General features: G+C 48.8%; 28 protein-coding genes, 2 tRNA genes, 1 other RNA gene and 1 pseudogene. 17 read left to right on the top strand and 15 right to left on the bottom strand.

The window, feature by feature from the left end:
- Positions 1–309 precede the first annotated feature (309 nt).
- From ACJ2PR_RS10180 to murA, 3 genes are all read right to left on the bottom strand, one after another.
- Positions 310–391: transfer RNA gene (locus ACJ2PR_RS10180), tRNA-Leu, on the bottom strand.
- Positions 370–1,239, bottom strand: a complete 870-nt coding sequence (locus tag ACJ2PR_RS10175) for a M48 family metallopeptidase (RefSeq protein WP_446857637.1) — start codon at positions 1,237–1,239, stop codon at positions 370–372. The genes ACJ2PR_RS10180 and ACJ2PR_RS10175 overlap by 22 nt, the downstream gene beginning before the upstream one ends.
- 128 nt (positions 1,240–1,367) lie before the next feature.
- Positions 1,368–2,723 (bottom strand): UDP-N-acetylglucosamine 1-carboxyvinyltransferase, encoded by a 1,356-nt coding sequence (gene murA, locus ACJ2PR_RS10170; protein ID WP_446857752.1) that lies wholly within the window; start codon positions 2,721–2,723, stop codon positions 1,368–1,370.
- A gap of 229 nt (positions 2,724–2,952) precedes the next feature.
- Here murA and ACJ2PR_RS10165 point away from each other — a divergent pair.
- Positions 2,953–3,036, top strand: a tRNA-Leu gene (locus ACJ2PR_RS10165).
- A 161-nt stretch (positions 3,037–3,197) separates the two neighbouring features.
- Complete coding sequence (locus ACJ2PR_RS10160) at positions 3,198–3,995, top strand: TrmH family RNA methyltransferase (RefSeq protein WP_446876919.1); 798 nt, start codon at positions 3,198–3,200, stop codon at positions 3,993–3,995.
- Positions 3,996–4,063: 68 nt separating this feature from the next.
- Here ACJ2PR_RS10160 and ACJ2PR_RS10155 read toward each other — a convergent pair whose 3' ends face one another.
- On the bottom strand, positions 4,064–4,288 hold the full coding sequence (locus ACJ2PR_RS10155) for a hypothetical protein (protein WP_446857635.1): 225 nt from the start codon (positions 4,286–4,288) through the stop codon (positions 4,064–4,066).
- A gap of 17 nt (positions 4,289–4,305) precedes the next feature.
- Positions 4,306–4,440 (bottom strand): hypothetical protein, encoded by a 135-nt coding sequence (locus ACJ2PR_RS10150; RefSeq protein ID WP_446876918.1) that lies wholly within the window; start codon positions 4,438–4,440, stop codon positions 4,306–4,308.
- An 88-nt stretch (positions 4,441–4,528) separates the two neighbouring features.
- Here ACJ2PR_RS10150 and lpdA point away from each other — a divergent pair, with 88 nt between their 5' ends.
- From lpdA to ACJ2PR_RS10130, 4 genes are all read left to right on the top strand, one after another.
- The gene (lpdA, locus tag ACJ2PR_RS10145) at positions 4,529–6,019 is read left to right on the top strand and encodes a dihydrolipoyl dehydrogenase (RefSeq protein WP_446876917.1); all 1,491 of its coding nucleotides are present in this window, start codon (positions 4,529–4,531) and stop codon (positions 6,017–6,019) included.
- A gap of 266 nt (positions 6,020–6,285) precedes the next feature.
- Complete coding sequence (gene trpC, locus ACJ2PR_RS10140) at positions 6,286–7,176, top strand: indole-3-glycerol phosphate synthase TrpC (protein ID WP_446876916.1); 891 nt, start codon at positions 6,286–6,288, stop codon at positions 7,174–7,176.
- A gap of 117 nt (positions 7,177–7,293) precedes the next feature.
- Positions 7,294–7,566, top strand: a complete 273-nt coding sequence (locus ACJ2PR_RS10135; protein ID WP_446857632.1) for a DUF5340 domain-containing protein — start codon at positions 7,294–7,296, stop codon at positions 7,564–7,566.
- A gap of 152 nt (positions 7,567–7,718) precedes the next feature.
- Positions 7,719–8,849 carry a hypothetical protein gene (locus tag ACJ2PR_RS10130; RefSeq protein WP_446876915.1) on the top strand — a complete coding sequence of 377 codons (1,131 nt, stop codon included), beginning with the start codon at positions 7,719–7,721 and terminating at the stop codon, positions 8,847–8,849.
- Between the two features lie 106 nt (positions 8,850–8,955).
- On the opposite strand, the gene ACJ2PR_RS10125 is transcribed toward ACJ2PR_RS10130, so the two are convergent.
- Positions 8,956–9,507 carry a 2'-5' RNA ligase family protein gene (locus tag ACJ2PR_RS10125; protein WP_446876914.1) on the bottom strand — a complete coding sequence of 184 codons (552 nt, stop codon included), beginning with the start codon at positions 9,505–9,507 and terminating at the stop codon, positions 8,956–8,958.
- A gap of 297 nt (positions 9,508–9,804) precedes the next feature.
- On the opposite strand from ACJ2PR_RS10125, the gene ACJ2PR_RS10120 reads away from it, so the two are divergent.
- The 3 genes from ACJ2PR_RS10120 (at position 9,805) to ACJ2PR_RS10110 (ending at position 10,792) form a co-directional block, all read left to right on the top strand.
- On the top strand, positions 9,805–10,071 hold the full coding sequence (locus ACJ2PR_RS10120) for a YciI family protein (RefSeq protein ID WP_446867645.1): 267 nt from the start codon (positions 9,805–9,807) through the stop codon (positions 10,069–10,071).
- A gap of 65 nt (positions 10,072–10,136) precedes the next feature.
- Positions 10,137–10,233, top strand: an RNA gene (ffs, locus tag ACJ2PR_RS10115) — signal recognition particle sRNA small type.
- Between the two features lie 190 nt (positions 10,234–10,423).
- Positions 10,424–10,792 carry a phasin family protein gene (locus tag ACJ2PR_RS10110; RefSeq protein ID WP_446857628.1) on the top strand — a complete coding sequence of 123 codons (369 nt, stop codon included), beginning with the start codon at positions 10,424–10,426 and terminating at the stop codon, positions 10,790–10,792.
- Between the two features lie 58 nt (positions 10,793–10,850).
- On the opposite strand, the gene corA is transcribed toward ACJ2PR_RS10110, so the two are convergent.
- Positions 10,851–12,017 carry a magnesium/cobalt transporter CorA gene (corA, locus tag ACJ2PR_RS10105; RefSeq protein WP_446876913.1) on the bottom strand — a complete coding sequence of 389 codons (1,167 nt, stop codon included), beginning with the start codon at positions 12,015–12,017 and terminating at the stop codon, positions 10,851–10,853.
- Positions 12,018–12,131: 114 nt separating this feature from the next.
- Between corA and ACJ2PR_RS10100 the strand changes: the two genes are divergently transcribed.
- The 4 genes from ACJ2PR_RS10100 to dcd all read left to right on the top strand — a co-directional run bounded on the left by ACJ2PR_RS10100 (position 12,132) and on the right by dcd (position 15,044).
- Positions 12,132–12,773 (top strand): hypothetical protein, encoded by a 642-nt coding sequence (locus ACJ2PR_RS10100; RefSeq protein ID WP_446876912.1) that lies wholly within the window; start codon positions 12,132–12,134, stop codon positions 12,771–12,773.
- A 102-nt stretch (positions 12,774–12,875) separates the two neighbouring features.
- Positions 12,876–13,673 carry an MlaE family lipid ABC transporter permease subunit gene (locus tag ACJ2PR_RS10095; RefSeq protein ID WP_446857626.1) on the top strand — a complete coding sequence of 266 codons (798 nt, stop codon included), beginning with the start codon at positions 12,876–12,878 and terminating at the stop codon, positions 13,671–13,673.
- 246 nt (positions 13,674–13,919) lie between these two features.
- Complete coding sequence (locus tag ACJ2PR_RS10090) at positions 13,920–14,453, top strand: P-loop NTPase family protein (RefSeq protein ID WP_446857625.1); 534 nt, start codon at positions 13,920–13,922, stop codon at positions 14,451–14,453.
- Positions 14,454–14,462: 9 nt separating this feature from the next.
- Complete coding sequence (gene dcd, locus ACJ2PR_RS10085) at positions 14,463–15,044, top strand: dCTP deaminase (protein ID WP_446857624.1); 582 nt, start codon at positions 14,463–14,465, stop codon at positions 15,042–15,044.
- 247 nt (positions 15,045–15,291) lie between these two features.
- On the opposite strand, the gene ACJ2PR_RS10080 is transcribed toward dcd, so the two are convergent.
- From ACJ2PR_RS10080 to ACJ2PR_RS10060, 5 genes and pseudogenes are all read right to left on the bottom strand, one after another.
- Positions 15,292–16,659 (bottom strand): dihydrolipoyl dehydrogenase family protein, encoded by a 1,368-nt coding sequence (locus tag ACJ2PR_RS10080; protein ID WP_446876911.1) that lies wholly within the window; start codon positions 16,657–16,659, stop codon positions 15,292–15,294.
- Positions 16,660–16,679: 20 nt separating this feature from the next.
- Positions 16,680–17,729, bottom strand: a complete 1,050-nt coding sequence (cobD, locus tag ACJ2PR_RS10075; protein ID WP_446876910.1) for a threonine-phosphate decarboxylase CobD — start codon at positions 17,727–17,729, stop codon at positions 16,680–16,682.
- 38 nt (positions 17,730–17,767) lie between these two features.
- Positions 17,768–18,079 (bottom strand): annotated as a pseudogene (locus ACJ2PR_RS10070) (HU family DNA-binding protein); the annotation flags it as partial.
- 410 nt (positions 18,080–18,489) lie between these two features.
- On the bottom strand, positions 18,490–19,668 hold the full coding sequence (locus ACJ2PR_RS10065) for a hypothetical protein (RefSeq protein WP_446876909.1): 1,179 nt from the start codon (positions 19,666–19,668) through the stop codon (positions 18,490–18,492).
- A gap of 421 nt (positions 19,669–20,089) precedes the next feature.
- A complete protein-coding gene (locus ACJ2PR_RS10060; protein ID WP_446876908.1) occupies positions 20,090–21,718 on the bottom strand; it encodes a DUF6930 domain-containing protein in 1,629 nt (542 codons plus the stop codon).
- Positions 21,719–21,932: 214 nt separating this feature from the next.
- Here ACJ2PR_RS10060 and ACJ2PR_RS10055 point away from each other — a divergent pair, with 214 nt between their 5' ends.
- The 4 genes from ACJ2PR_RS10055 to ACJ2PR_RS10040 all read left to right on the top strand — a co-directional run bounded on the left by ACJ2PR_RS10055 (position 21,933) and on the right by ACJ2PR_RS10040 (position 23,933).
- On the top strand, positions 21,933–22,289 hold the full coding sequence (locus ACJ2PR_RS10055; protein ID WP_446857619.1) for an iron-sulfur cluster assembly accessory protein: 357 nt from the start codon (positions 21,933–21,935) through the stop codon (positions 22,287–22,289).
- 63 nt (positions 22,290–22,352) lie between these two features.
- Positions 22,353–22,772 (top strand): tetratricopeptide repeat protein, encoded by a 420-nt coding sequence (locus ACJ2PR_RS10050; RefSeq protein WP_446857618.1) that lies wholly within the window; start codon positions 22,353–22,355, stop codon positions 22,770–22,772.
- A 565-nt stretch (positions 22,773–23,337) separates the two neighbouring features.
- Complete coding sequence (locus ACJ2PR_RS10045; protein WP_446857617.1) at positions 23,338–23,544, top strand: hypothetical protein; 207 nt, start codon at positions 23,338–23,340, stop codon at positions 23,542–23,544.
- A gap of 149 nt (positions 23,545–23,693) precedes the next feature.
- Entirely contained in the window at positions 23,694–23,933 is a 240-nt protein-coding gene (locus ACJ2PR_RS10040) for a hypothetical protein (protein ID WP_446876907.1), read from the top strand.
- A gap of 93 nt (positions 23,934–24,026) precedes the next feature.
- On the opposite strand, the gene ACJ2PR_RS10035 is transcribed toward ACJ2PR_RS10040, so the two are convergent.
- The 3 genes from ACJ2PR_RS10035 to thyD all read right to left on the bottom strand — a co-directional run bounded on the left by ACJ2PR_RS10035 (position 24,027) and on the right by thyD (position 26,109).
- Positions 24,027–24,242: a hypothetical protein gene (locus ACJ2PR_RS10035; RefSeq protein WP_446867637.1), complete on the bottom strand. Its 216-nt coding sequence runs from the start codon at positions 24,240–24,242 to the stop codon at positions 24,027–24,029.
- A 361-nt stretch (positions 24,243–24,603) separates the two neighbouring features.
- Entirely contained in the window at positions 24,604–25,155 is a 552-nt protein-coding gene (locus ACJ2PR_RS10030) for a Uma2 family endonuclease (protein ID WP_446876906.1), read from the bottom strand.
- A gap of 45 nt (positions 25,156–25,200) precedes the next feature.
- Positions 25,201–26,109, bottom strand: a complete 909-nt coding sequence (gene thyD, locus ACJ2PR_RS10025) for a thylakoid membrane protein ThyD (protein ID WP_446876905.1) — start codon at positions 26,107–26,109, stop codon at positions 25,201–25,203.
- Positions 26,110–26,294 lie beyond the last annotated feature (185 nt).

Here is a 26,294-nt window from a genome sequence, read left to right as displayed (position 1 = left end):
GATCATCGATTGCAGGTTGATGCTGTTGAGGGTGGAAGCGTCAGAATTGAAACTTTGTGATCCTGGTTAGAAGCCTATCGATGAGGCACAGTCTAACAATGCGATCGAGCGGGGCGCGATCATGTAATTGAGGTGATTGAATCCAAGCAAGAAGGCAGTCCACGAATAATTCTTATCCCACCTACCACCGCACCTTAACAAAACAAGTCGCTGCGTCTCAAAATAGTTGTCTGATTTGCAAAGGTTGTTCGCGCGGCGGTAAGCCTAGTCGTTGCCTGGACTTGTTGAATAACGCTAACTTAAGTTTGATGGGCGGAGGGAGAATCGAACTCCCATACCTTTCGGTGCCACATTTTGAGTGTGGTGCGTCTACCAGTTTCGCCATCCGCCCGTTTTCGCTTCACCATTGTAGCTTACTTTTCGATCTTGCAACAAGGATTCATAAGTTTGGCTACTGGCCCAGCGATCGATTTCTCGCGCCCGCAAAACCGGAACCGGATGAGTTAGCTGTGCCGTCTGCAACTGCTTCAACATCTCGCCTAGCTCGTTTTTGCTCACGTCGTCGTAAGCTCTCGCTTGAGCGATGAAGGCATCTAGATTTAGTTGGCTCGACAGCGAGGGCGAACCTCCCGACAGTTTCATCATCACCGACATAATTGTTCTGGGGTCTTGAGTAGCGAGCAGGGCGGCACGATCGCACGTAAATTCTGCACATCTCACCCAGGCTAAAATTTGGCTCTGCAATCCCTGCGTCAAAAATTCTCCCAGAGGAAGCTGGCCCGCCGCCAGAACCATAATGTTGGCCAGCGTCAGATAAACCCCATGATCACATTTGAGATGTCCCAACTCGTGGGCAATGACCGCCTGAATTTCTTCGGGAGTCAGCAACTCTATCAGCGACGTGTGCATGACGACGAAGGGCTGTTTGCCTCGCATCGCAAAGGTGTAAGCATTGGGCACCGGGTGCTGACGGACATACAGTTGAGGCGGCTCAATGTCCAACACGCGGCAGGCTTCAATTAACAAACCGTGAAGGTGAGGAAGCTGTTGCTCACTGACTAGAATGCTGGAGGCAATATTTTCTAGATAAAAAAACTGTTCTGCCACGGGGCCCAGCAGATTACGGATCACCATATCCAAGCCGGGAAGCTGCTTGAGGGCGTTGGTGGCTTCCAAATCCAGAGGGTGGCGGAATTGATCAGCCTTTAATCCAATCAAAAGAGACTTTGAGAAAGACATGTGGGGAGCTAGAAAGGACTCTCAAAGTCAGTATAGCGAACGGGAACAGGGATGAGGGATGAAGGATGAGGGATGAAGGATGAAGGTCGATCGGGTGCCATTCATCGTTCATCAGGTCATCGCTGGAGTTAGGTTGACGAAACGGGAGAATCGACAGGGGTTAGAATCGGCTCCGTGATGGTGTCTTCCTGGACGCGCTGAAGTTTGGCTCCGAGCTTTTGAAGTTTGAGTTCCAGGTGTTCGTAGCCGCGATCGAGGTGCTGTAATCCCTGAAGCGTGGTCTTGCCTTCGGCTGCCAAAGCTGCCACCACTAGGGCCGCAGAGGCTCTCAAGTCAGTCCCCACAACAGGCGCGCCCGACAGCATCGAAACGCCGCGAATAATGGCGTGATTGCCTTTGACGCGAATGTCTGCCCCCATTCGGTTTAATTCGGGGACGTGTCCCAGGCGATTTTCAAACACCGTTTCGCTAATCACACTGTCACCCTCCGCCAGGGTCAATAGAGACACAAACGGAGCCTGCACATCTGTGGGAAAACCAGGGTAAGGCAGGGTTTCGATGTCGGTCGATCGATAGCGCTGTTTGGGTAAAATTCGCATCCGATTCGGACTGTCCATCACGGTTCTGATGCCGATTTCCTGCATTTTGGCCAGGATCGCCGTGATGTGGTCAGGAATGATAGGAGACAGGGTGATTTCTGATCGCGTGATCGCCCCCGCCATCAAAAACGTCGCCGCCTCAATGCGATCGGGAATGATGCTGTAGTCAGTTGTGTGCAGATGGGGTACGCCAGAAATGACGATCGTATTCGTCCCGGCTCCTCGGATTTTGGCTCCCATCGCTCGACAAAAATTGGCCAGATCTGCAACTTCTGGTTCTTGAGCGGCGTTCTCGATCGTCGTCTCACCGTCTGCCAGCGTCGCCGCCATCATCAAGGTTTCCGTCGCGCCCACACTGGGATAGTCGAGATAAATTTTGGCCCCTTTTAGCCGCTTGCTGGTTCCTGTCACATAGGCGTGAACGATTCCATGCTCGATTTGTACATTTGCGCCCATTGCCTGCAAGCCACGCACATGAAGATCAACGGGACGGGCCCCGATCGAGCAGCCCCCCGGTAACGGCACCCGCGCCACCCCCAATCTCGCCAACAGCGGCCCAATCACAAAAAAGCTGGCCCGAAGCTGACTCACCAACTCGTAAGGCGCTTTTGAATGACTGATCTGGGTTGCGTCAATATCCAGAACATCTCCATGCTGCCGAAACTTCACGCCCAGCGCTGATAGAAGCTCACCCATGCGAGTCACATCCGCCAGCAGCGGAACATTGCGAATCCGGCAGTCTTGAGAACACAGCAACGCTCCTGCAATCACCACCAGAGCCGCATTTTTAGCCCCACTGATGTTGACATGACCACTTAGAGGCGTTTTGCCCCAGATTTGCAGTACCGAGTTGCTTTCTTCGGGGGAAGAATAAGAATTAGACAGGTTGAGAGCGGAAGTAATGGGTTTGTCCTCCTGGGTTAATATTTTTACAACGTCAAATTTGGTTTCGATTCTACCGGAAACTTCGTAGATGTCCAGCCTTTCATCTGACAGTCGCTAAAAACAACCGTGTGAGTCGCTTCTGGTATCAACAAAATTCTTTTAAGGTCACGCTTGACAAACTATGAACTCATGCAGCAGTATAGGAGATCGTGACGCTAAAACAGTTCATGCGGGACTGGCGGAATTGGTAGACGCGCTAGATTCAGGTTCTAGTGTTCGCAAGGACTTCCGGGTTCAAGTCCCGGGTTCCGCATCTTTGACAAAAAGACTCTGCACTAGACTAAAAAGTTTTGAGCGGGGTCTTTTGTTTGTGAAGAGCCTTTTGTTACGCCGTGAATTTGCTTATGAGCGATCGTGTGTTTGTAACGAAAGTTTAATCATTCTGCGACTCCTAAAATTCAGTACTGCCTTGCAATGTTAACCAGCCTGCAAAATTCGCTTGTCAAGCAGTTACGCAAATTGCATCGCGCCAAAGACCGTCGAGAGCAGCAGCTTTTTTTGATCGAAGGAACGCATTTAATCGAAGAAGCCTGTCTCGCTCAAGTGCCCTTTGTCACCGTTTGCTACACAGAAACCTGGTTGAGTCAGCACCCTAATCTGGGGCAGAAAGCCATTGAAACGGCTCAACGATCGCTCCTTGTCGCGCCTGAAGTCCTCAAAGCGATCGCCACCACCGTCGAACCAGACGGCATCGTTGCCACTATTGAACGGATTCATACCAATTCGATTCATCTCACTCAGCTCGGACTGATGCTGCAAACCATCCAAGATCCGGGCAATTTAGGGACGATGATTCGCACGGCGGCGGCGGCAGGGGCAGATGGACTGTGGCTGAGTCACGACAGCGTGGATTTGGATAATCCGAAAGTGTTGCGATCGTCCGCAGGTCAGTGGTTTCGATTGCCGATGGCGGTGAGTGCGGATTTGAGGACAGAAATTCTCAACTGCAAGGCGGCAGGAATGCAGATTGTGGCCACCGTTCCGACCGCAACGCAGGCTTATTGGCAAGTGGATTTTTGTCGGCCCAGCCTGATTTTGTTGGGTAATGAAGGGGCGGGACTGTCTGAAGACTTGAGAGCGCTGGCAGATTGTCAGGTGACGATTCCCTTAAGTCCAGGGGTGGAGTCGTTAAATGTGGCGATCGCCGCCGCCCTACTGTTGTATGAAGCAAAAAGACAGAGCGCCTCTGAAGATTCCACAAGTCTGGCTTAAGGAGACGTTTAGGAAGCCTTCAAGGTCAGCAACCGAAGTCAAGGATCATCGAATTCAGGGGACGAAAGCTATTTTTCTTCTCTCGCCTGCATAAATTGCTCAATGTCTGCTACAGCCTGCTCTAGACTCGCCAGACTCATTTCAGGTTCGCTGTCTTCTTGATTGGGAGCCGCTTCTTGGGGAGAAACTGGCACAGGTTGCCCATCAACACCTAACGTTTCTTGGAGCTTGTCGAGCGACTCAAAAAAGGCTTCTGTTGCGGCACGTCGCAGTTCTTGCTGATGCGAATCCATAGTGCTTGACTCCAAATTCAAGGATCAAAACGCCGAACGGCTGTGGCTTGAAACCGAGTGCCCGTCAGAAAATCGGGTCGGCAACTTCTTAAAAAATCACTCAGAGAGCGACACTTAACCATCGGCGTAAAGCGGGTTGATCCAGTTTTCACAGATTTCTACCCTCACTAAGATGCCCATTCCCGATCGAATATTCAACCCACCGAAATCGTATCATAGGCCTCACTCACCAGAGAACAGTTGTCTGATGCGCCCTACACAGATGAGAATAAAGAAGAGAAACTGCACCGGGAGGACGACGTGACGAGCGAATTTGATTATGATTTGGTCATTATTGGCGCAGGCGTTGGGGGGCATGGTGCGGCTCTTCACGCGGTCGATTGTGGGCTAAAGACTGCCATCATCGAAGCAGCAGATATGGGCGGCACCTGTGTTAATCGAGGCTGCATTCCCTCCAAAGCTTTGTTGGCGGCCGCTGGGCGAGTTCGTGAGTTGCGTGATGCACACCATTTGAAGTCATTGGGTATTCAAGTTGGAGATGTGGCGTTTGATCGTCAAGCGATCGCCGACCATGCCAGCGGGATTGTCACCAAGCAGCGAGAAGGCTTGATTGGTAGCCTAAAGCGCATCGGTGTAGACGTGATTCAGGGCTGGGGACGGGTCGCCGGGTCGCAAAAAGTCTCCGTCACGACCGACGCGGGCGAGAAAATTATTCGGACGAAAGACATTATTCTGGCACCCGGATCTATCCCGTTTGTGCCGCCGGGAGCGCAGATTGATGGTAAGACCGTCTTCACCAGTGACGATGCGATCAAGCTAGAAAGCCTGCCCCCCTGGATCGCGATCGTCGGCAGCGGCTACATCGGTCTAGAATTTGCAGATGTCTACACGGCTCTAGGTTGTGAAGTGACCCTGATCGAAGCGCTGGATCAACTGATGCCAGGGTTTGATCCTGACATTGCCAAGCTGGCCCAACGCATTCTGATCACGCCTCGCGACATTGAAACCAAAGTCGGCATGTTAGCGATGAAGGTGACACCGGGATCGCCCGTCGTGATTGAGCTTGCAGACGCTAAGACCAAAGAGATTGTCGAAGTTTTAGAAGTCGATGCCTGCTTGATCGCCACAGGTCGGATTCCGGTGGCCAAAGACATGGGACTCGAAACCGTCAGCGTCGAACTCGATCGCCGGGGCTACATTCCCGTTAACGATCGCATGGAAGTGCTGTCAGATGGCGAGTCGGTGCCTCATTTGTGGGCGATCGGTGACTCGACGGGCAAAATGATGCTGGCTCATACGGCGGCCGCTCAAGGAGTCGTGGCCATTGAGAACATTTGCGATCGTCCCCGCGAAATCGACTATCGCAGCATTCCCGCAGCCGCCTTTACCCATCCCGAAATCAGCTTTGTGGGCATGACCGAACCTGCGGCCAAAGAATTGGGCAAGACTGAAGGGTTTGAAGTATCTGCTGTCCGAACTTACTTTAAAGGCAACGCCAAAGCGATCGCCGAAGGAGAATCTGAAGGCATCGCCAAACTAATCTACCGCTCCGACACGGGCGAAGTTTTGGGGGCCCACATTATCGGACTCCACGCCGCAGATTTGATTCAAGAAGCCGCCAACGCGATCGCCAACCGTCAATCTGTCCACTCGCTGGCCTTCCTCGTCCACACCCATCCCACGCTGTCCGAGATTTTAGACGAAGCCTACAAACGAGCGGCAACGCATTGAGGGATGAGGGAGGAGGGATGAAAAGTAAGTTGTACTGATTTGAGTCGCACCTGATTTGAAAGCCTGACCTGTGTTTTCTCAATCTCACACCTCACATCTCCTCCCTTTTTCCTCCCTCCTCCCTCTTCCCTCCTCCCTCCTCCCCCATCCCTCCTCCCTCCTTCATCCCTTCCCCGAATTGCGTTACGCTACTAATGAGATTCTGCTGGAGGCCCGCCCCTCTTGCAGCCGCGCCATGTCAAGTTTTGCTATTTGTGACTAGCCCAATGGAGATTCGCCGTCGTTCGCCCAATCCTGGGGTGTCTGTGCAGGAATTACGCTATCTGTCTACGATTCCCGGCTCTGAGCCGCGTCATATTTTGGAGGAAATCGTCTGGCATAAAGAAGTCGAGGTTGACCAAAAGCGAGATCGGGTGACTCTAATTGAATTGCAGAAAAAAGTGCTGACGACTGTGGCTCCTCGTGACTTTTTGGCAGCGCTGCAAAACGGCAAAACGACCCCGGCTGTGATTGCAGAGGTAAAAAAGGCTTCTCCAAGTAAGGGAGTGATTCGCGAAGATTTTGACCCAGTGACGATCGCTCAGTCTTACGAAACGGGGGGCGCAACTTGCCTGTCGGTGCTGACGGATCAGAAGTTCTTTCAGGGGAGCTTTGAAAACCTGGCAGCCATTCGCCAAGCAGTGGATCTACCGCTATTGTGTAAAGACTTCATCATTTATCCCTATCAAATGTATTGGGCCCGATCGCAGGGCGCAGATGCCGTTTTGCTGATTGCTGCGATCCTCTCTGACAAAGATTTGCAGTATTTCCTGAAGATTGTCAAAACATTGGGCATGACTGCTCTGATCGAGGTGCATACTCTAGAAGAACTTGATCGCGTTCTGTCGCTAGAGGGCGTGACGATGGTGGGCATCAACAATCGGAATCTCAAAGATTTCTCGGTTGACCTGCACACCACGACTCATTTGCTGTCTGAGCGACGAAGCCAGCTTCTCGATCGGAATATTCTGGTCGTGAGCGAATCGGGACTCCACACCTCCGACGATCTGAGCCTGGTGTCACAAGCAGGTGCTAAAGCTGTCCTGATTGGCGAATCGTTAATCAAGCAGCCTGATCCTGGTCAAGCCCTCGCGCAACTCGTTGGGGCTAGACTTTAGACGAATGAACTTTAGACATTTGAACTTGAGTACATTCATGCGTCTAAAATCCAGGATTCTACATCTGTCTGGTTTTTTCTGCTCAAATCTTATTTACCCGCAGTAGGTTAGCGTTACATGGAGCCAATTCCTCTTCCTTCGCACATTCACTACGAATTACTGCTGCAACTCTTAGAGCGTCAGACGATGTTTGCAGTCGGCTACAAAGGGAAACAGCGCGAACAGGTTCAGCAGTTGATCATTACGCTTCGCAAGGCGCTTTCTCAACAGAAACAGCTAGAGTCTGAGTGCGATCGCCTCAAGCTACCGATCGAATATCGCTGGTCACTCAACCGAGTCGAAGCGCCTCCCCTAGAAGCCGCTATCTTGCCACAGGAGCCAAAAGTTTAGAGATCGCCGCAGCCCATCGCAAAACTTAATCGGTTACGGAGGCAGGAAACGGCCAATCCGTGTAAGCTATATCGCAATATTTATGATCGCTCAAGACCCTTTTTGGCTGCGCGGGTAGCTGAATTTTGGGAGCGATTTTTGGGAGGTTCCAGGTGGTCGAGCCGAACTCTTCTCATGGTTCTGAATGGGCGGATCAGGACTCCGTTAGTTTTACAGTGGACACTTCAACGGCGGCAGCGCTAGACCAGCTACAACAGCGACTTCGTAACCAGACGGAACGGATTCAAAATCTAGAGCAAGCGCTGGATCAGTCGATCGCTAATCTTAATGAACTGCGATCGCAGATTACTGACCAGCAGTTTTTAGAGCATCAACTCGCCTCGACCGAAGAAATCGCCAACGTCCAGCAGCAGGCTATCCACCAACTCAAGCTGCTATTTGCCAAAAAACAAGCCTCATTAGAGCAAGAAATCCACGCCTCTAGAGAGCGAGAACGTCACTATCAAGCCTTATTAGAAGCCGCAGAAGCGTCTCTACAGAGCCAACAGTGCGAGTTAGAGCAGCTACGGGCCCTGTCCGATCGCTCCAAGATCCAGCAGCGTCAGATCGAAGCGTTACAGTCCTCTCTAGAGCAGCAATCTGGTTCAGAGTTAGAAGCGGCTCGATCGCAGATCGCCAGTCTAGAAGCGCAGTTGGGTGACGCACAAAAACAAATCATGCGGCTCTATCGAGAGTTGAGCGATCGTCACACTGCAATCAACGAGCTAGAAGCGCGACTAGAAGGAGATTTTGCCCCAGAAACAATTGCTTCGAGTTACGCGCAAGGGATGGACTCTCCCCCCGTCTCAGAAGTCAGCCTGCCACCCAGAGTCGAAGAACTCGAAGCGCAGATCGCCAAACAGATGGCCAATCAAGTCCTCCTTCAGCAAGCTTGTCAGGAATTGGAAGCCGATCGAGAACTCAGTCAAACGCGCATCGCAGAGCTAGAGCGACAATCTGCCGAAATGCAAGAGCAAATTCTCAGTCAGGCCCAGCAGGCCAGCGAGTATGAGGCCGCCGTACAGCACTGGAAAGATCGCTTTTACAATGCTCAAGAAAAGGTGACGCGGCTCAAAGACGTGTTGGATCAGATTCCCAACCTCCCACCAGAAGTCGCAGACCTCTTTGCCGCCCTTCAAACGATGGAAGCGGGGCGAACCTTCAAAACTGAGCCGTCAAATCCAGACAAAATCGACCTTCCAGACTTTCTCACCCGCCGCCGCATCTACCGCAATCGCACCTAGCTTTGCTTTAACGTGAATTTGGTGAGATTGGGGGCAGAAGCGCAAAACATCGAAGCGAAAAAAGTTGTCGAACTGACATACCTTTGAAGGCTTTGCTGTTGTCTATTCAAGCGAGAAACGGAAACTCAGAGGCGACAGTCCAGCGATCGCCCGTGTGAACCAATAGCGTCAAGCGATCGCCCACAAACTCATAGTGCAGCGATTTGTTGTGAAACGCTTCCCAGGCGACAGCGAAATTTTGTCGAGTCAGATCACGAAACGCTACGGTCATGTGGGGCACAAAGGGACGAGACTTAGAAACCGGATCAACGATGCTCAGGGTCGCTTCGAGGTGAGCCATCAACTGCTGTTGTAATGTCAGCAAGTCAGGAGTTTTGAGAACATTGATATAGATGACGCGAGGCGGAAACGCTGCAAAATTGTCCAATACGATCGGTACCTTCCTCGCCTTTTGAGCAAACGATTTTAAGCTCTGCTCTAACTGCGAAACTTCTCCAGACGACCACTCAAACGGAGGCTGCAACGTAATGTGTGGCGGCGATTTGTGAGCGTGACGAGTCGCATAATGCTCTGTAAAATATTGCTTTATCTCAGTCACCCGATCTTGAATGTCTTGGGGGGGTAAAAGCGCAATGAAAAAGCGTTGCATCAGAGCCATAAAAAACAACTATAAAAACAACTATAAAAACAACGGCCTTGCTGATTGGAGGGATGAATCTGTGGGAAGTGTCCATCTTTTCGCCCCCTAAATCCCCCAAAATTGGGGGACTTTGAGCCTTGGGTTTCCCTCCGCTTTGGGGCAATTCATCCCCTGATTCAGCAACGCCAAAACAACTATGTAGATGAGCATCTGTAGATAAGCCAATTAGCGTGAAAATTTCTATCCAGACTCGTTCTGACTGTAAGCTACAGAATGGGAAACTTGAGTAAAAAGATTCTAAGGAAGAGAATACTAATGCCTTGGTTTGTGAAGATCGAAGAGGGAATTGTAGATAAGAGTATCTTCGATCGCTACGTCTCTGCTCACAAAGCCTACGTCAAATCTCTCATTGATCAAGGTCACGAAGCTCGCACAGGCTATTGGGCACACTACGGGGGCGGAATGCTTCTCTTTAAGGCGCAGTCGATGGATGAGGCAAAGGCGATCGTCGCCAAAGATCCCTTAATTCAAAACGGCTGTGTCAACTACAAGCTTTATGAATGGCGTGTCGTCGTGGAGTAGCGGCAAGGCAAGAAGAATCCGTTGAATAAAAACCAATCGCGCTCAACAGTGTTATTCTAATAAGTGACTCGGATCTATGCGATCGTGACACCCAAATCTTGTCAGGGCCGGAAGGCAGCAGCAATACGGGATGCTCAAGATAGGCGTAGTCTCCGGGTCACTTTAATTTTAAAGACTTTAAGATGGACTCTTGATTCTGCACTTCAAATAGAATCTTGATAACTCATCCTTGAATTCAGCGAATTCAGCAATCTTTTCCTTAGTCTTACTTGGGTGCGGTAAACCCCCGTGGGCGCGTCTCCGGTTTTCTTTGTACCCTAAAAGAAACGGATGACATGGGAGTTTAAAGGATATGGGTTTGGGAGATCTAGTGCAGAAAGCGGTGTATCTGGGGATTGGAGTGGCTTCTTACGCGGGAGAAAAGGCGGGAGAAAAGCTGAGTGAGCTTCGCGTACAGGTGCAAAAATTGGCGGATGAGATGGTCGAGCGCGGTGAAATGTCGGCTGAGGATGCGCGCAAGTTTGTTGATGATATGGTCAATCGCGCCCAACAACCGCCCGTCACACAGTCAAATGATCCAAAACCTTCGGAGCCTCGCAAGATTGAGATTTTAGACGACGATGAGGAACCGACTGCGGCAACTCCTCAAAACAGCGTTGAAGACATGCGGCGGCAAGTAATGGATTTGCAAGATGAATTACGACGGTTAAAGCGAGATTAGTTAGAGAAATTAGTTAGAGAAACGGGGAGTGGTATCTAAGTAAATTACGAAGTTTTTTTCACTCCCTACTCTTTCCTTTGACGGTTGAAAAGTTCTCAAACCAGCCTTTTCGCTTAAAGAAGAAGATCAGAGAAACGGCGATCGCCATCATCACTGCCCAACACAACGGATAGCCCCAATACCAATTTAGCTCTGGCATGTTGAGGGGTGACTTATCAGTGTTGAAATTCATACCGTAGACTCCAACAATAAAGGTCAGGGGAATGAAGATGGTGGAGACGATCGTTAGAAATTTCATGACTTCGTTCATTTTATTGCTGACCGAAGATAAATAGACATCCATCAAGCTAGAAGCCAGCTCACGGTAGGTTTCGACCATATCCAGCACTTGAACGGCGTGATCATAACAGTCGCGTAAATACACCCGAACTTCATCACAAATCAAGTCACTGCCATCTCGAATCAGAGAATTAATCGCATCGCGTTGGGGCCAGATCGATCGCCGCAGCGTCAACAATTCTCGCTTGATTTTATGAATCTTTTCTAACGTTTTGTGAGTAGGATTTTCGACTACTTCATCTTCGAGACCTTCAATTTCTTCTCCGTAGCGCTCCAAAATTGGGAAGAAACCATCGACGATCGAATCCAACAGCGCGTACATCAAATAGTCAGCTTTGTGTTTGCGAATAGTGCCTTTACTGGTACGAATGCGTTCTCGAATCGCGTTAAAACAATCGCGCTCAGGCTCTTCTTGAACGGTGAGTAAGTAGTGACGACCTAACACAAAACTGACCTGCTCGGTGTGAAAACCACTGGACGATCGCCTCAACATCACCATTCGCGAAATGAGCAACAGTTGATTCTCATATTCCTCGACTTTGGGGCGCTGCGGCACATTTACCACGTCTTCCAACACCAGGGGATGCAAACTAAAAACCTCCCCAAGTTCATTCAAAATGTCTTCGCTGCCAAGTCCTTTGACATCTACCCAGGAGACAGATTCGGTGTCTAGATAGTCTGCACAGACTCGCGGTGACTCAATCTGAAGGCGCACGGCGTTGGCTTCGTTGTAATCGATCAAGACGATTTCAGAAGGCGCGGCATCTACGTCAATTCTCAGCGTCCCAGGCATACTACCGGGCACATCATAGAAGTACTCGATCGACGAGTCTTCCTCATCCGATTGAACAATGGGTTTTGGAGCCTGAAGACGCTTTGCCACCATGCAGATTTACCTCGTTTTTACGTGTATCAAGTTTCCGCTATTTCTATAGTGGATAACCGGATGGGAAAGATAATAAGGAGTTGTTCGCCCCATCAAATTGCAATAGGTTGATTCATGAGTCGCCCCAAATCTCTCTATCCTGCGTGGATACCCTATCCTATCTGTTGGCTAAGAGCAATCAGTTTAGCGATACCAACGTATTTCGGCGTTATTGTCTTTGCTGCGTGGTTTTGGTTAGTCTTTATACCGGGTTCAGTCATTGTGGTGGCTTCTCTTGCAACGAACTCTCTAAAGCCAGAATTACTACTATTTCTCTTTGGCTTCTCACTGGCTTGCCTAGCTGGAGGTTTGGTCTGGTATTTGGCCTTAAAAGTGATGTACGTAATTTTCCTAAAGCTTTTTTGGTCAACTCCTCCATACTGGTTAAGTCCATCTCGGAAGTGGTCAGAGCTTCTCTACAGTATGGTCATCACAACTATAGCGACCTTACCCGTCGTTCTTGTTGCCCTCCCCTACTTTTCCTCGAGCCAGTACTGCATTCAAGAAGTTGAGTCAGTAGGGTTTGTAAATTCATCAATTGCAGCGCGCTTGGGCACGCTCACAGGTTGTGGAGCAGGTCGTTTAATAAAACTTTACACCTCAGATTTGGATGTGGAACTCTCACTCAGACTCTTAGGGGTTTGGCTACTTGGTGCAGCTTATCTCTATCAACTTAGATATCTTTTAGAAAAACGCAATTCTCAGAAGAAAATCTGAGCTTCTTAACAATCAAATAATTCTCCTTGTTCTGCGAGAACAAAGACTGACTAAGGGTTTAACTGATATCCTGTCAGCATAGTTGCTAGAAGTACTGTTCCGTTGACTGAGACACCTTCAAATTCTGCTTTGGGACTGTGGAGCCAGCGCCTTTTATCTGCGGTGCTGCTGGGTGGGCAAGTCCTCGTTCACTTACTGAGTGGCAAAATTAATCGACGCAATACGATCGAGCAAATGGCCGCTGTCGGCCCCGCCTCGCTGCTGATTGCGTTATTGACGGCTGCTTTTGTGGGCATGGTGTTCACCATTCAAGTTGCTAGAGAGTTTATCAATCTGGGTGCAGGAACGGCCGTCGGGGGCGTGTTAGCGATTTCTTTGTCGCGAGAATTGGCACCTGTTCTAACCGCCGTAATTTTAGCGGGAAGGGTGGGATCAGCATTTGCAGCAGAGATTGGCACGATGAAAGTGACTGAGCAGATTGATGCACTGTATGTATTGCGGACTGATCCGATCGATTACTTAGTCATTCCCCGTGTGATTGCCTGCTGCTTGATGTTGCCCATTTTGACGATCTTGGCTCTGTTTACAGGAATGGCTGGCGGAATGCTGGTCGCTGAAGGGCTGTACGGCATCTCCAACACGGTTTTCATCAACTCAGCCAAGAATTTTTTGAGCGTCTGGGATCTCTGTAGTGCACCCCTTAAAGGATTTTTCTTTGGGGCATTGATTGCGGTGATTGGATCTAGCTGGGGGTTGACGACCACAGGAGGCGCAAAAGGAGTCGGGCAATCGACAACCACGGCCGTTGTGACCTCGCTGCTGGCGATCTTTATCTCTAATTTCTTCCTCTCGTGGATCATGTTCCAGGGGACGGGAACTGGCGTGAGTCGAGGGCTTTAAAACAACTGCTCCCCACAACGTGATCCACCCCCATTTTTTAGAACGTCTGTACTTCTAACAAACTTTTCTGTATTCTATTGGTCAGAGAGAAGGCGCTGCACGAGATTACTCCACAAGATCATGAATACTCTTGACGCTTCTCTACATGTAGTGTTTGATATGAAAGCATATTTTGAAACACGCTATATCTGACTTCTGAGCCTTCAGAAATTACGTTCCTTTTCTCACCCTTTGACTGAGTGCGCTATGGTTTCCCAAGTTGAGACTCCGGTTTTTGATTCTCGTCCCCTTCATCTCAGTGTAGAAGGGCTGGTGCAGGTATTTACCTCCTTTCATCGCAGCTTTTTTACAGGAGTGATGGCTCAGGCTTTGCGAATTGCGGGCCAGGGTACGTCGGTTTTGGTGGTGCAGTTTCTCAAAGGGGGCATTGGGCAGGGGTACGATCGCCCCGTCAAGCTCAGTCAAAGTCTGGATTGGATTCGTTGTGACATTCCCCGGTGTATTGACACTCCTGAGTTAGATGAATCAGAGGTGCGATCGCTGCTGCAATTGTGGCAATACACGCAGGATGTCGTGTGTCAGGGCAAATACGATCTGGTTGTGTTGGATGAGTTGAGTCTGGCGATCAATTTTGGGCTGATTCCTCAAGCAGAAGTGCTGGAATTTCTCAAGCGTCGCCCTCGGCAAATTGACATTATTCTGACGGGCCCTGAGATGCCCCAGGCGATTTTAGATGTAGCGGATCAAATTACTGAACTTCGTCGCAGCCACCAGCCATAGGCAAACACTATGATCAAAAACGATACCTGGATTACTCAAATGGCGCAGAAGGGGATGATTGCTCCTTTTGAGCCGCAGCTTGTTCGGCATGTGGAGGGTCTGCCTGTGATCTCCTATGGGTTGAGCAGCTATGGATACGATTTGCGTCTGTCTGCGTCTGAGTTTCGCATTTTTCGTCACATTCCGGGCACGGTGGTCGATCCCAAACATTTCAATCCGGCAAACTTGGAACCTGCTCAACTGCATGAAGATGAGAATGGCCGCTACTTTGTGTTGCCTGCTCATTCCTATGGGTTGGGTGTGGCTCTAGAGCGGCTAGAAGTTCCCGAAAATATGACGGTGATCTGCATTGGTAAATCGACTTATGCGCGGATTGGGTTGATTGCAAATCTAACGCCTGCTGAGGCGGGCTGGCGGGGACATTTGACACTGGAATTCTCGAATTCGTCGAGTGCGGATTGTCGGATTTATGCCAATGAAGGGATTGTACAATTGCTCTTTTTGGAAGGCGCTCCTTGTGCAGTCAGTTACGAAACTCGGCGTGGTAAATATCAAGACCAATCAGAACGTGTCACGCTGGCGAGAGTGTGAGAAAAGATGGTTGAAGCGGATGATTCCAACAAATTTAAACGTGTTGAGTTGTCTGCTTCAACGGTTGGTATTTAACGTTGATTTGATGAGATTTTTCACTGCGTTGTCTAGAGGCTTTTGCCCCCCAACCCCCCAATTCTGGGGGACTTATAGACAGGATTTCTAGTTCAAAGTTCCTCACTTGTGGGAAATTTAGGGAGCTTCCACGAACTTCAAACGTAGCGAAGAATCGTATTGAATTCACGGTTTATTTGCTATTTGATCGCCGTCTCCGCTGATTAAAAAAGTTCCGCAAAAAGTCTCGTAGTCTGGAATTTTGTTTGAGCGTTTGAGACTGAAAATCTGTGGCAACTTTGGATAGGATTTCTGACAGCGTGGAAGAAGGAAAGGGGAGAGCAGCGATCGCTCCCACCTTCAATTTATTCTGCATGGCGAAGGCGATCGCTCCTATCAACTCACTTGCCTCAGTGCCAACAATGTGCGCTCCTAAAATTGAGCCATTTCGACGCACGATTAATTTGTAAAATCCCGTCAGTTCTCCTCGAATTTGCGCCTTTTCTAGAGTTTTGAAAGGTTGCCTTAAAACAAAAATGTCTTTGCCGTATTCGTGAACTGCTTGAGGTTCTGTTAAACCGATCCAGGCAATTTCTGGACTTGATAAAATAACTCTGGGAATGTGACGGTTTAGCTTGTAGATTGGAAAAAATAGCGCATTTTTAACGGCAATATCTGCTTGGTGTTGAGTGTTGCACCAATAAATGCGGGAATTCGTCGTCTGTTGTTTTGCATTAGTTTGAATGGGCGATCGTACTCCCGTTGCTTCCAAATTCAATCCCTCTAAATTGGGTTCTGTCTTGGTTGCTAACAGAATTTCATCAGTCTCGATCGCTACATCTCCCGCCTGTACCCATTTCTTATTTTGAATCTGTCTCACCTGCGTTACTTGGGTGGTCAAAACTCGAACGCCTTCTGCTTCTAGCTGTGCCTGAATGAGAAACGCCGCTTCTCGATCGACTTCTGCCAAAAATTGAGTTGTGATCAACGTAACTTGAGCGCCTAGCCGAGTGAAAATTTGCGCGAACTCAATCGCGATCGCATCGTCACCAATAATGGTTAAGGTAGCAGGTAAGGACTGAAAGGCGGTTTTTTCGGTGAGGTAATGAGTTGACTTCAAACCTTCGATCGTGGGCGTTCTTAGCATTCCCGTTGTGATTAGAAAAGCTCGCGATCGTAGCAGTCGTCCATTCACCAAAAAACCAGCCTGTGGCTTACGTACAAATTCACCTGACGCAGGGATTACCTCAATTCCTAAAGAGGCTAAAACCGCAGGAGAGTTGGCTTCTTGAAAGTCAGTTGCGATCGTATCTGCCCACTTTTTAACCTTTGTCCAATTGAGTGTATTGGAATCAATCGTCTGTTGATAAAAGCTCAGTTGATTGATCCGCGCAATCTGTTGAGAAATCCGCCCGACTTCTCGAAAGCAATCGACCGTTTTTTCTGTATTCATCGCTTGATCAATTAAGGCAACTCTTGCTTTTAATCGAGCAGCCGAAATCGCGGCATGAATTCCAACCGCCGTGTTACCAATGACGACCAAATCATACTCAACTGCCATATTAAAAGTTACAACAAAAATCACAAAACGTTGGTTAATCCTTCGAGCAAGCGGTTATTTTCTGACTCAGAACGCACAGCAACTCTAAAGTAGCGATCGCCCAACTCATCAAAACTCAAACAATCTCGAATTAAAATCTTGTGATCTGCTAATAATTGCTTTTGAATTTCAACACTCGATCGCTCAGTTTTTACCAAAAAAAAGTTAGCAGCACTCGGAAAAGGATGCAATCCCGGTAATTGTTTCAACCCATCAAATAACGCAGGTTTAGCAGATTCTAACCAATCCCAGGTTTGTTGCTGAAATTCGGTGTCTTTTAGCATGGCGATCGCGGCCACAGAAGCCAAAACATTCACTGACCAGGGATCACGCCGCTGTTGCCATTGACTCAATCGATCGGGATGAGCGATCGCATAGCCCAATCGCAATCCTGGCAGACTATAAAACTTGGTGAGCGATCGTAAAATCACTAAATTGGGATAATTCTCAACTTCATCAATCAAACTTTGTTGACAATCGGGCGTTAAGAAATCCATAAAAGCCTCATCCACCACCACGAGCGAAAACGCTTTGAGATAAGGCAGAATGGACGCTTTTGCAAATAGCTGACCCGTTGGATTGTGGGGATTATTTAACAGCAACCCAGACTTTTGGGCATCCAGTGGAAGTGTCGTTAAACCATTCTGAACCATTAAGGAATAGCGATCGACCCGTGCCCCAAACGCCTTCAATGCTCGAAAATAATCGCTGAATCCAGGAATCAAAACCCAGGTCGTGTCTAACGCTGCCAAATCCCAAGCGGCCCATGTCAGCAACTCAGCCGCCCCGTTTCCAGGCAAGATCCAGTCCGGTGAAATCTGGTGAAAATCGCTCAATGCCGATCGCAACTCCCCATACGCGGGATCAGGATACGCTTTCAGCAAACCTAAATTATTTTGAATGGACTCGATCGCCGATCGGGGCGGCCCCAACGGACTGATACTGGCAGAAAAATCAAGAATTGCAGAGGGAGAACAGCCAACCAGCGCCGCTGCCCAAGCTAAATTCCCCCCATGCACTGGACGTTTCAAAATTTTCCTGCTTAAAAAGGTCGTAATGTCTAGCCAGCCTAGTCGTCAGAAGGAGCAACCTTCTCCTTAAACAGCTTCCCTGCCGAAAATGCAGGAACTTTGGTCGCCGGAATTTCCATCTTATCGCCTGTTTTGGGGTTGCGCCCCTCACGAGCTTTGCGCTCACGCGACTCAAACGAGCCAAAACCAACCAGCGTCACTTTGTCACCCGAAGAAACTGCCTCGACGATCGTTTCGATCGCAGCAGTCAACACTGCATCTGCTTGTTTCTTGGTGACACTAGCCTTCTCAGCGACTGCATCCACGAGTTCGCCCTTATTCATATCGTTTCCCTCAGAGTTTGTTGAGTGGGTTTGAAGCGTTCCTTTAGTCTCAAAGTGAGACCGAAAGTTGAATCCTCAAGGTGGTCGGTTCAAAATGGCTGAAACTCCCAGAACCTCGATTTTTCAATGACCCATTCTATAGGCTGTTCTCTCAATCTGGAGCGTGAAAAGCTTTAAGTTATATGGATTACAGCACTTTTCTGCTCATTTTTGGTATTTTGATAAGCATTTATACCCAAAACTCCGTCCCAACTGCTAAGAAATGTAAGGCACTGACCCGACTACACTGGCTTTGAGTTGGATCAAGGGACGATCGACCAGAGGAAGCGATCGCCAAACTTCGTCTCATTTGAGAAAGCTGGTCATGAGAGACGATGGCGAAAATGCACCCTTCACCAGACCGTCCAATGACTCTACTTTGGGATCACTCGTGATCCCTAGCGAGAAGGCAATTTCTCCCAAGCTTGAATTACGGACTGTAATGCTTTAGGGAGGTTTTTGACCTCCAAATCGATGTACTGAACGGTACTGCCCACCCCTTGCAAGGTCGTAGTGGGATAGTCGGCAAACGCTGCACTACTCAAATATCTCAAGTCATTCAAATTGCGAAAGCGCTGCGTTTGCAGAATTTGCTGAAATTGCTCCATTTGTTGTGGAGACAATCGCCCCAGCACAACTGGGCGAGAACGAATATTGGGAGCGGTGATCAATTGGGTGATCACGCCATCATTCGTTAAGGTCACTTGAGTCACCTTGCCTGTGAGATCGCCGCTGACGATCGACCGAAAAACCACGTTAGTTTCGATCTCAGGCTTATTTTGTTCTGGAATAAAGGAAGGCACCAGTCCACCTTGGCTGCGACTTGCAGTTGGGTTTTGAGCAATCCGGTTTGCCGATTCGTCTAAGTGATACACCCAACTGCGATCTCTTCGAGTTACCCGCAAGGGGTCGCTTTGAGTTACCCGCAAGGGGTCGCTTCGAGTTGCCCGCAAGGGATCGCTGCCCGTCACAATCACTTGCCACCCAGATAGCGCAATTTGAGTGCAGGCTTGTTCTGGTTTATAGACTCCTAGACAGCCATCCCAGGTCGCTGATTTGACTTCTGCAATCTGCAAGCGACTGATGGAAATTCTCACTTGTCTAGCAACCGTTTTTAGCAAACGTTGAGCGACATCGGCAGGCAAAGTCACCACATTGTTGGGCTGAGGTTCCAATCGGGTCGCCTGAGCAGTGTCATCTGTGCGATAAAACCAATTTTGCTGACCATTGGTGACTTCAACTCGCCAACCCTGGACAGTTCCCCTCAAACAGCCCTCAGCCGCACCTCCTAACCCCAAACAGCTATCTGACCAGGTTTGCTGGCTAAAGCTCACAATTTTGACATCCCGCAACGGAATATTGAGCCGTTGAGACAAATCCTGGCGTACCCTTTGTTCAACGGATGAGGGCAAGGCAGACGATCGGGTCACTCTTAATTTTGAAGACACAGTGCTTTGTGACGGCGGTGAGGACAGTCCGGCTTGCTGTGATTTGGCACCTGTGAGTAGAATCAATCCGGTGAGCACAGCGATGGTGATTTGATGCGCTTTGAAGTTTTTTGGTGTGATGTTTGTCATTTTCAGGAGTGGAGGCGTTGTAAAGGATGGTTCTAACTTAGTGAGTTGACTCACACCTGACGATCGCCGTTTCTGAATTCGTTACATCAATTCTTGCTTTGCCCAATCAAAAAGGGTGCGTTTATTGGGTTGAAAAACCTTGAACGTCCGATCTCTCGCGACGTTGAGGGCAATTCATCCCCAATTCATCCCCTAAGTTAACGTGAAGTCGATGAAATCTTTCACTGCGGTTATGGATCTAGGCAGCCCCCTAAATCCCCCACAAGTGAGGGACTTTGAACTGAAATTCTTGGCTTAAGTCCCCCAGTTTTGGGGGGTTGGGGGGCAGAAGCACTGAATAACGAAGCGAAAAGATCCCATCGACTTCACCTTGAGTTAGCAACGCCGATTTGATCTGCCATCCTTCGCTTCGAGCGCCCTCTTAGACCCAATCCACCGCAAACTTACGCTCTAGCAGTCCCAGACCCAACTCGTCCGATGAGATTGCCTTCACTTCAAACAGGGCCACCATATCCTTCATATTGGGATTGCCTCGACTTGCGCCCGTCAGTCCCTTGGCTACGACCAGCCCACAATAGCCTTTGGTCTTCTTGCAGCGCTGCTCCCACTTTTTACGCGCCTGAATATGGGTGGGATCGTCTTCTTCAAATTCGCCAAATAAATGAAGTTCGCCGTTGGCGGTTTGCAGCAGTCCCAAATCATAGTGATCGCCCACAAACGGATCGGCACCAGGATTAAAGCAAATACCGCGAATGCCGCCTGCCTCCTTAATTTCATCTACCATTGCCTTCGCTTTGGGTCGAGAAGTCTGGATTAAAATCACGGGCAACCCTTCTCCCGATTCTGTCGGTTCGCCGCCCTGGTGATGATCGACGTGCGATCGCATTCGCTCCACCATTTCCCACGGCATCACGCCCAGACTCAAGAAAGAATGCTCTGGCACCAAGTCGTCCCGAATCACCGGAAAGAACGGCTCCTCTTCCTCGTCGTCTACCATTGCAAACAGTTCATTTGCCAGATCGGGCATCGTCGAAACCTTGACCGACACGGCTGATGTGTTTGCTTCGCTCCCTTCAGGAATGGGAATTTTGTACTTACTGCTGACAGCCGGAAAAGCATCGCCCTCAAATTTGCGCCGATGTTGCCGCATAAATCGATGCAGCGCTTCTAGAATGACCAGCAGTGATAGGGCTTCTTCGTCGTAGAGAAACGATCGAATCCCTTCTAACGGATGGAGCGTCCCAAAAACAGGCATAATTTCTGAGTCTGGATCGACGACTTCTAGCGGGTCTTCGTCTTCGTCTTCGCCCGATTCAAAGGTGAGAAACAGGCAGTCTTGACCCAGAAAAGCTTCTTCCATCTGTTCGAGCGATTCGTTAGCCAACACGCGCTGCCGGAATTGTTTCAGCGAATCGAGCGATCGATACAGCAAAATCCCATATTCCATCCCCAGCATCCCCATCACCGAGGCATAGAGGCTGTGCAGATCCCACTGATTTAACTCGATTTCTAAAATTTGATGATCGCCCAACACTTCCCAGGGGGCATCTTGCCAAAGTCCTTCTGCCTTCTCGATTAACTGATCGGCAAACTGAGGTGGCAACTGAGGCGGACGAGTATCCGTCGCATCCTGAAATCCGCGAAAGATCTCATCAATCAGCGGCAACTCAGGCACATAGTCCAGAGTAATCTCTAAATCTTGCAGCACGCCTCTCAGGTAAAACTGGGTTTCTCGATCGCGCACCACGATCTTTTGAGGACGAGCAGGCTTTCCTGGATTGTGGGGATGCTCCATCGCTCGTAACAAAGTGCGAACGATCGCTTCATGCCCCGTCTCATCCGGCACTACATCCATTGCTCTGACAACCCCTTGTGACCCATCGACCCAAAGAATACAGTCGCCATCGGGATGGGCATTTGTCGGGTCTATCGTCGGACTGCTGGCGATCGACAACCCTGTAGAGAGTGGCCGACGATCGCCCTCCCAGACACTAGGAACCTGCGGTAGTTGCAGCAGCCGACGACGAGTAGCACGATTGAGACCAGTCATAACCAAGTCAATTAACGGAGGGACGATGCAAGGCTCTCGGACAGCAGACTTTATCTTAGACGCTAATCTACTTCCTCACCGACATTCTGAAACGTCGTACAAAAGCCTTCTATCAGCATAGTCAGTTCGGTAAGATTGTGACTCAGAAATCTGTTTTACTCAAATAATCGATAAACTAGATCAGTCAGCAAAAGATCTTAGGAGTCAGACGGCCATGACACAGGCAACTCAGTCCCAAAAGCGTGGAATTCTCATGAGTGATGCGGCCCTCAAGCATGTGATGGCGCTGCGAGAAAAGCAAGGGCAGGATCTTTGCTTGCGGGTGGGGGTCAGAGGCGGCGGCTGTTCTGGCATGTCCTACACGATGAATTTTGAAGATCCCAGCAATATTCGATCGGATGATGAGGTCTACGATTACGACGGCTTTAAGGTGGTCTGTGATCCCAAAAGTATGCTCTATCTCTATGGGTTGCTGTTGGACTATAGTGATGCTTTGATTGGCGGCGGCTTTCAGTTTACAAACCCCAATGCGGATCAGACCTGTGGCTGTGGCAAATCGTTTTCGGCATAGGGTTTCGGCGTTAGTTTCAGACTGCCATTGCGATCGTTTAATTTTTAGACCTTTAGCTCAATCATGACTCAAACTATTGAAACCATCTTTGATGAAGCCCTGGAACGCTACAAGGAAGGCGAATCCCCAGAGGAGTTGATTCCTGTTTTTAAGGAAATCTGCGATCGCTCTGGTAAAACTAGCGCTGCCTGGACTTGTCTTTCATGGTTATATCTCTTGACTGGCAAGCATTCTTTGGCCTTTACGACTGCCCAAAAAGCAGTAAAGCTCAATCCTCAAGATCCGCAAGCACGAATCAATCTAGTGCTGGCCATGCTCGACTTAAACAAGAAGGGGGTCAGAACCCATGTCGAAGTGGCTCAACAGTTGACGATGGCGATTCCAGAATTGCGCGAAGAGGTCGAGAAAAATATCGAAGATGGGCTAACTCGTAAGCCAGGTTGGGTCAGTATGGAGCGAGTTAAGGCCTGGCTGGCTGAGTAAGTTTTGAATCAAAGTCCAAGTTGAGCTGGAGTTAGTGTTTTTGAACCTGGCTCCATTTTTTTATGGATTAGTTCTGTAAACTAACGTGAAGTTGATCATAAATCTCGCTGCGTTGCTTAAGGCTTCTGCCCTCCCAAGCTGGCAATTTTGGGGGACTTTAAGAGAATTTGGACTTGCCGCTAGAATAAACGGCTGATTAAATCGAAGCTAGAGGATGCTGGTTATAAAACTACATTAAAACGGCTGAAATACTTGCAACGCGGTAAAGATTTTGACGACTGAAATACATTACTCGAAATAATATCACAACTAACTTAATGATGCTTTCAGAAATAGAATGGTAAGATTCAACTAACAAGACAAAGAGTAGTCTTTACACCATTTCACAGTTATTAAAAGGCGCGATTTTTGAATGCTTGATGATCAGAAGGCACTCAACGATCGCTTCAGTGACTAACTGCAAAAACTCATAACGACTCGATCGACTCGATCATCACTTTTGGTTGTGAAGGGGTGTGAAAGCTTCTTGTGCAAATCCACTGATTCGTTTAGGAATAATTTAGCCATGTTGTATGAATTCGTAGGCGTTAAACCGGGCACACGGAATCACAGAGGTTGCTTTGTTCAACAAGCTTCGGGGTATCAGCTAAGAGAGATAGATCAGGCAGGGTGGGCGATCATCTGTGTGAGTGATGCGGTCTGTCACTATGTCGATCCAGAAAATCTGCAACGATCGCACCACAAAGGATTACCTAAATTTGAGGAACTGTAAATTCTGATTTGCAATGTTGATTCGATCGTTGATAAGGCTGTCCTGAATCCCAGAGGCAGCCCTATTTTTTGATAAAGTGTTTTGATAAGGTATAAAGTGTAGATCAATTCTTACCGATGCGTTTAACAACTTTAGGTTAATAACCTTATATGAAAGAGCAGTTTTTGAAGTGGCTTAACTTCATTTTGATGCTGGATTTATTTCTGGTGCTTTTTAGCTTCTTTTGGCTGGCGGCGGCTGTGATTGGTCGAGGGGCTAAAATTCCGCTGGGGTTAGATCTTTGGTACAAACTTTGGGAGCCTGTTTTTACGCCCGCGATCGGCGTTCTCATGGCAGGTGCGCTGATCAGTGGTGCGGCAAGTTGGCTGACAAAACGGCTCAGTCAGTAGGATTGAGAAGATGGCAACGGACTTGAGAGCAGATGGATCTTCAAATCCACTGATGTCCGCCGCCACTTTTTTATCGAGTCCAATCGCTTTGAGTTATCCGCGATCGCGCCTCAAAATGCTCATCACTTCTCCTGGTTTAGGGGCGGGTAATAGGGGACTCCAATCATTCACTTCGGCAAACCCAAGGCTGTATAGCGTGTGAATCGTTTCGGTAACCCCTGCTGGGAAACCAATGATCAAAATTTTCAGCTTTTCGTAGTCGGTGGGCGGCTCGTCGTCAGACAGAAAATCGCGCAGATTGTCAGACATTTGGGGGTTCTCCTAAATTTTGGGATGCAGGAAGGCCCAAAAACCTAGCCATCCCACAAGCAGGACAAAGCAGGATGACTAGGAGGAATGCTATGATTCTCCATTAGCCTCCACGCTGGGTCTCAGTCAGCTTGGGGGTCAGCCGTTCATTGCTGGGTCTCAGTCAGCTTTGAGCGGCGACGGCTAGAATTTATTTTTGGGTATCCGATTGCCGAACACTTCACGCAAGGCAACTTAACCAGAGAGCGTACAAGAATTTCTCTGTAAAAGTCAAGTACTTTTTGCAGTGATTGAGGCGGCGGTGACTTCGCTCTGTTTTGGCCAATCCTTTGTCAATTAATAGTCTGAGCCAATTTAGTGATCAATGAATTAATCTCATCACCTCGATCGCAACCTCTGGAAAAGATAATGGATGAATGGTTCCACTGGTCAGCGTGACTTCAGATTGATAATCCCCATTGACAGGATTGCGATAGACAATCAACGCCATCGTTCTGAGATTAATCACCCAGTATTCACAAATCCCCGCCGCTGCATAGGTTCTACGCTTGGTGTCTGTATCTTTCTCTAAGCTAGAGTTTGCATATTCAATTACCCAGAAAATGTTCTCTGGATAGGGATGATGCTCGGTTTTATAAAGTTGCTCTAGAGGTTGAACGATCGCTAAATCTGGCTCAGGCTCAGAACAATTAGGCAACGTGATTGGGTGCCCTACACGCACGATCGCTCGTTCCCCTAGTAGCCTTTGCAAATACCTTGATGAACTGTCGCTCAAGCCAGCGTGGGGAACTCCTTCGGGGGACATCTCTATCAATTCTCCATTCAATAATTCAATAGGCTGATCATCAAATATGCCAGCCTCGATCGCCTGGTGATAGCGATCGATTGTCCATTTATAAGTTGCGATGGTCATTGGCAATTCTCCAGGACTTGTTGAGTAAAGGAGCCACTCAAAACTTTATTTTAGAATGGCTTCTAGTGCTGGCTTGAGGGTTGGATATTGATATTCAAATCCGCTGGATAGGGTTCGTTTGGGCAAGACTTCCTGACCTTCTAGCACCACTTTTGCGCCGTCTCCTAACATCGCCTCTAATGCAAAACCAGGGACAGGCAGCCAGGAAGGACGATTCATCACTTCACCGATCGTATTCGTCAGGTCAACCATACGGACGGGATTGGGAGCCGTTGCGTTAAAAGTGCCTTCCATGTCCGATCGCGTCAGTGCCCGCACAATCAAACTCACTACATCGTCTCGGTGAATCCACGAAAACCACTGCTTACCACTGCCGATCGGGCCACCCGCAAACAACTTAAAGGCTGGTAACATCTTACCCAACGCGCCTCCATCTCCCAACACAACGCCCAATCGCAGAATGACCAATCGAGTTCCAATTTCCTTAACCTTGCTGGCTTCGGCTTCCCAGATTTGGCAGATCTCCGCTAAGAAATCGTCTCCCGCAGAACTTGTTTCGTCAAAGGTGGCCGTTTCACTGGTGCCGTAGAAGCCGATCGCTGATGCATTCACCAAGACAGAAGGCTTGTGATCGACTTTGGCAATGGCTTCGACGATCTTTTGGGTAGTGATTTTGCGACTGTCGATCAGCGCTTGTTTGCGTTCGGGTGTCCAGCGGGATTCGGCGATCGCTTCTCCTGCCAGATTAACTACACCATCGCAGCCGTAAAAGACATTTTGCCAATCGCCTGCCTCAATTGGTTTGTAGGCAACGATTTCGAGATTCGACGACTGAGGAAAAGCAGCCTTAGCAGGATTGCGCGTCAACACAACGACCTGATGCCCTTCAGCCAAAAGCCGCTCTACCAAACGACTGCCCACAAATCCCGTTGCCCCTGTAATTGCGACTTTCATTGAGTATCTCCGCGTGCTCTAAAGTTTTTTTAGAAAATTAAATAGAGAAAGGAATTCTGAGAACCCATCCACAAAACTTAGAATTCAGTATACAAGCGTCCTCTACTCAACTGTCCTGACTTACTAGAGAACTGCTGCAACTTGATCAAAACAGAAGATTAACAGAAGATCAAAAAAAGCCCAAA

The organism is Phormidesmis sp. 146-33 (genome assembly GCF_052939515.1).
This window is presented reverse-complemented; position numbering and strand designations above follow the sequence as displayed.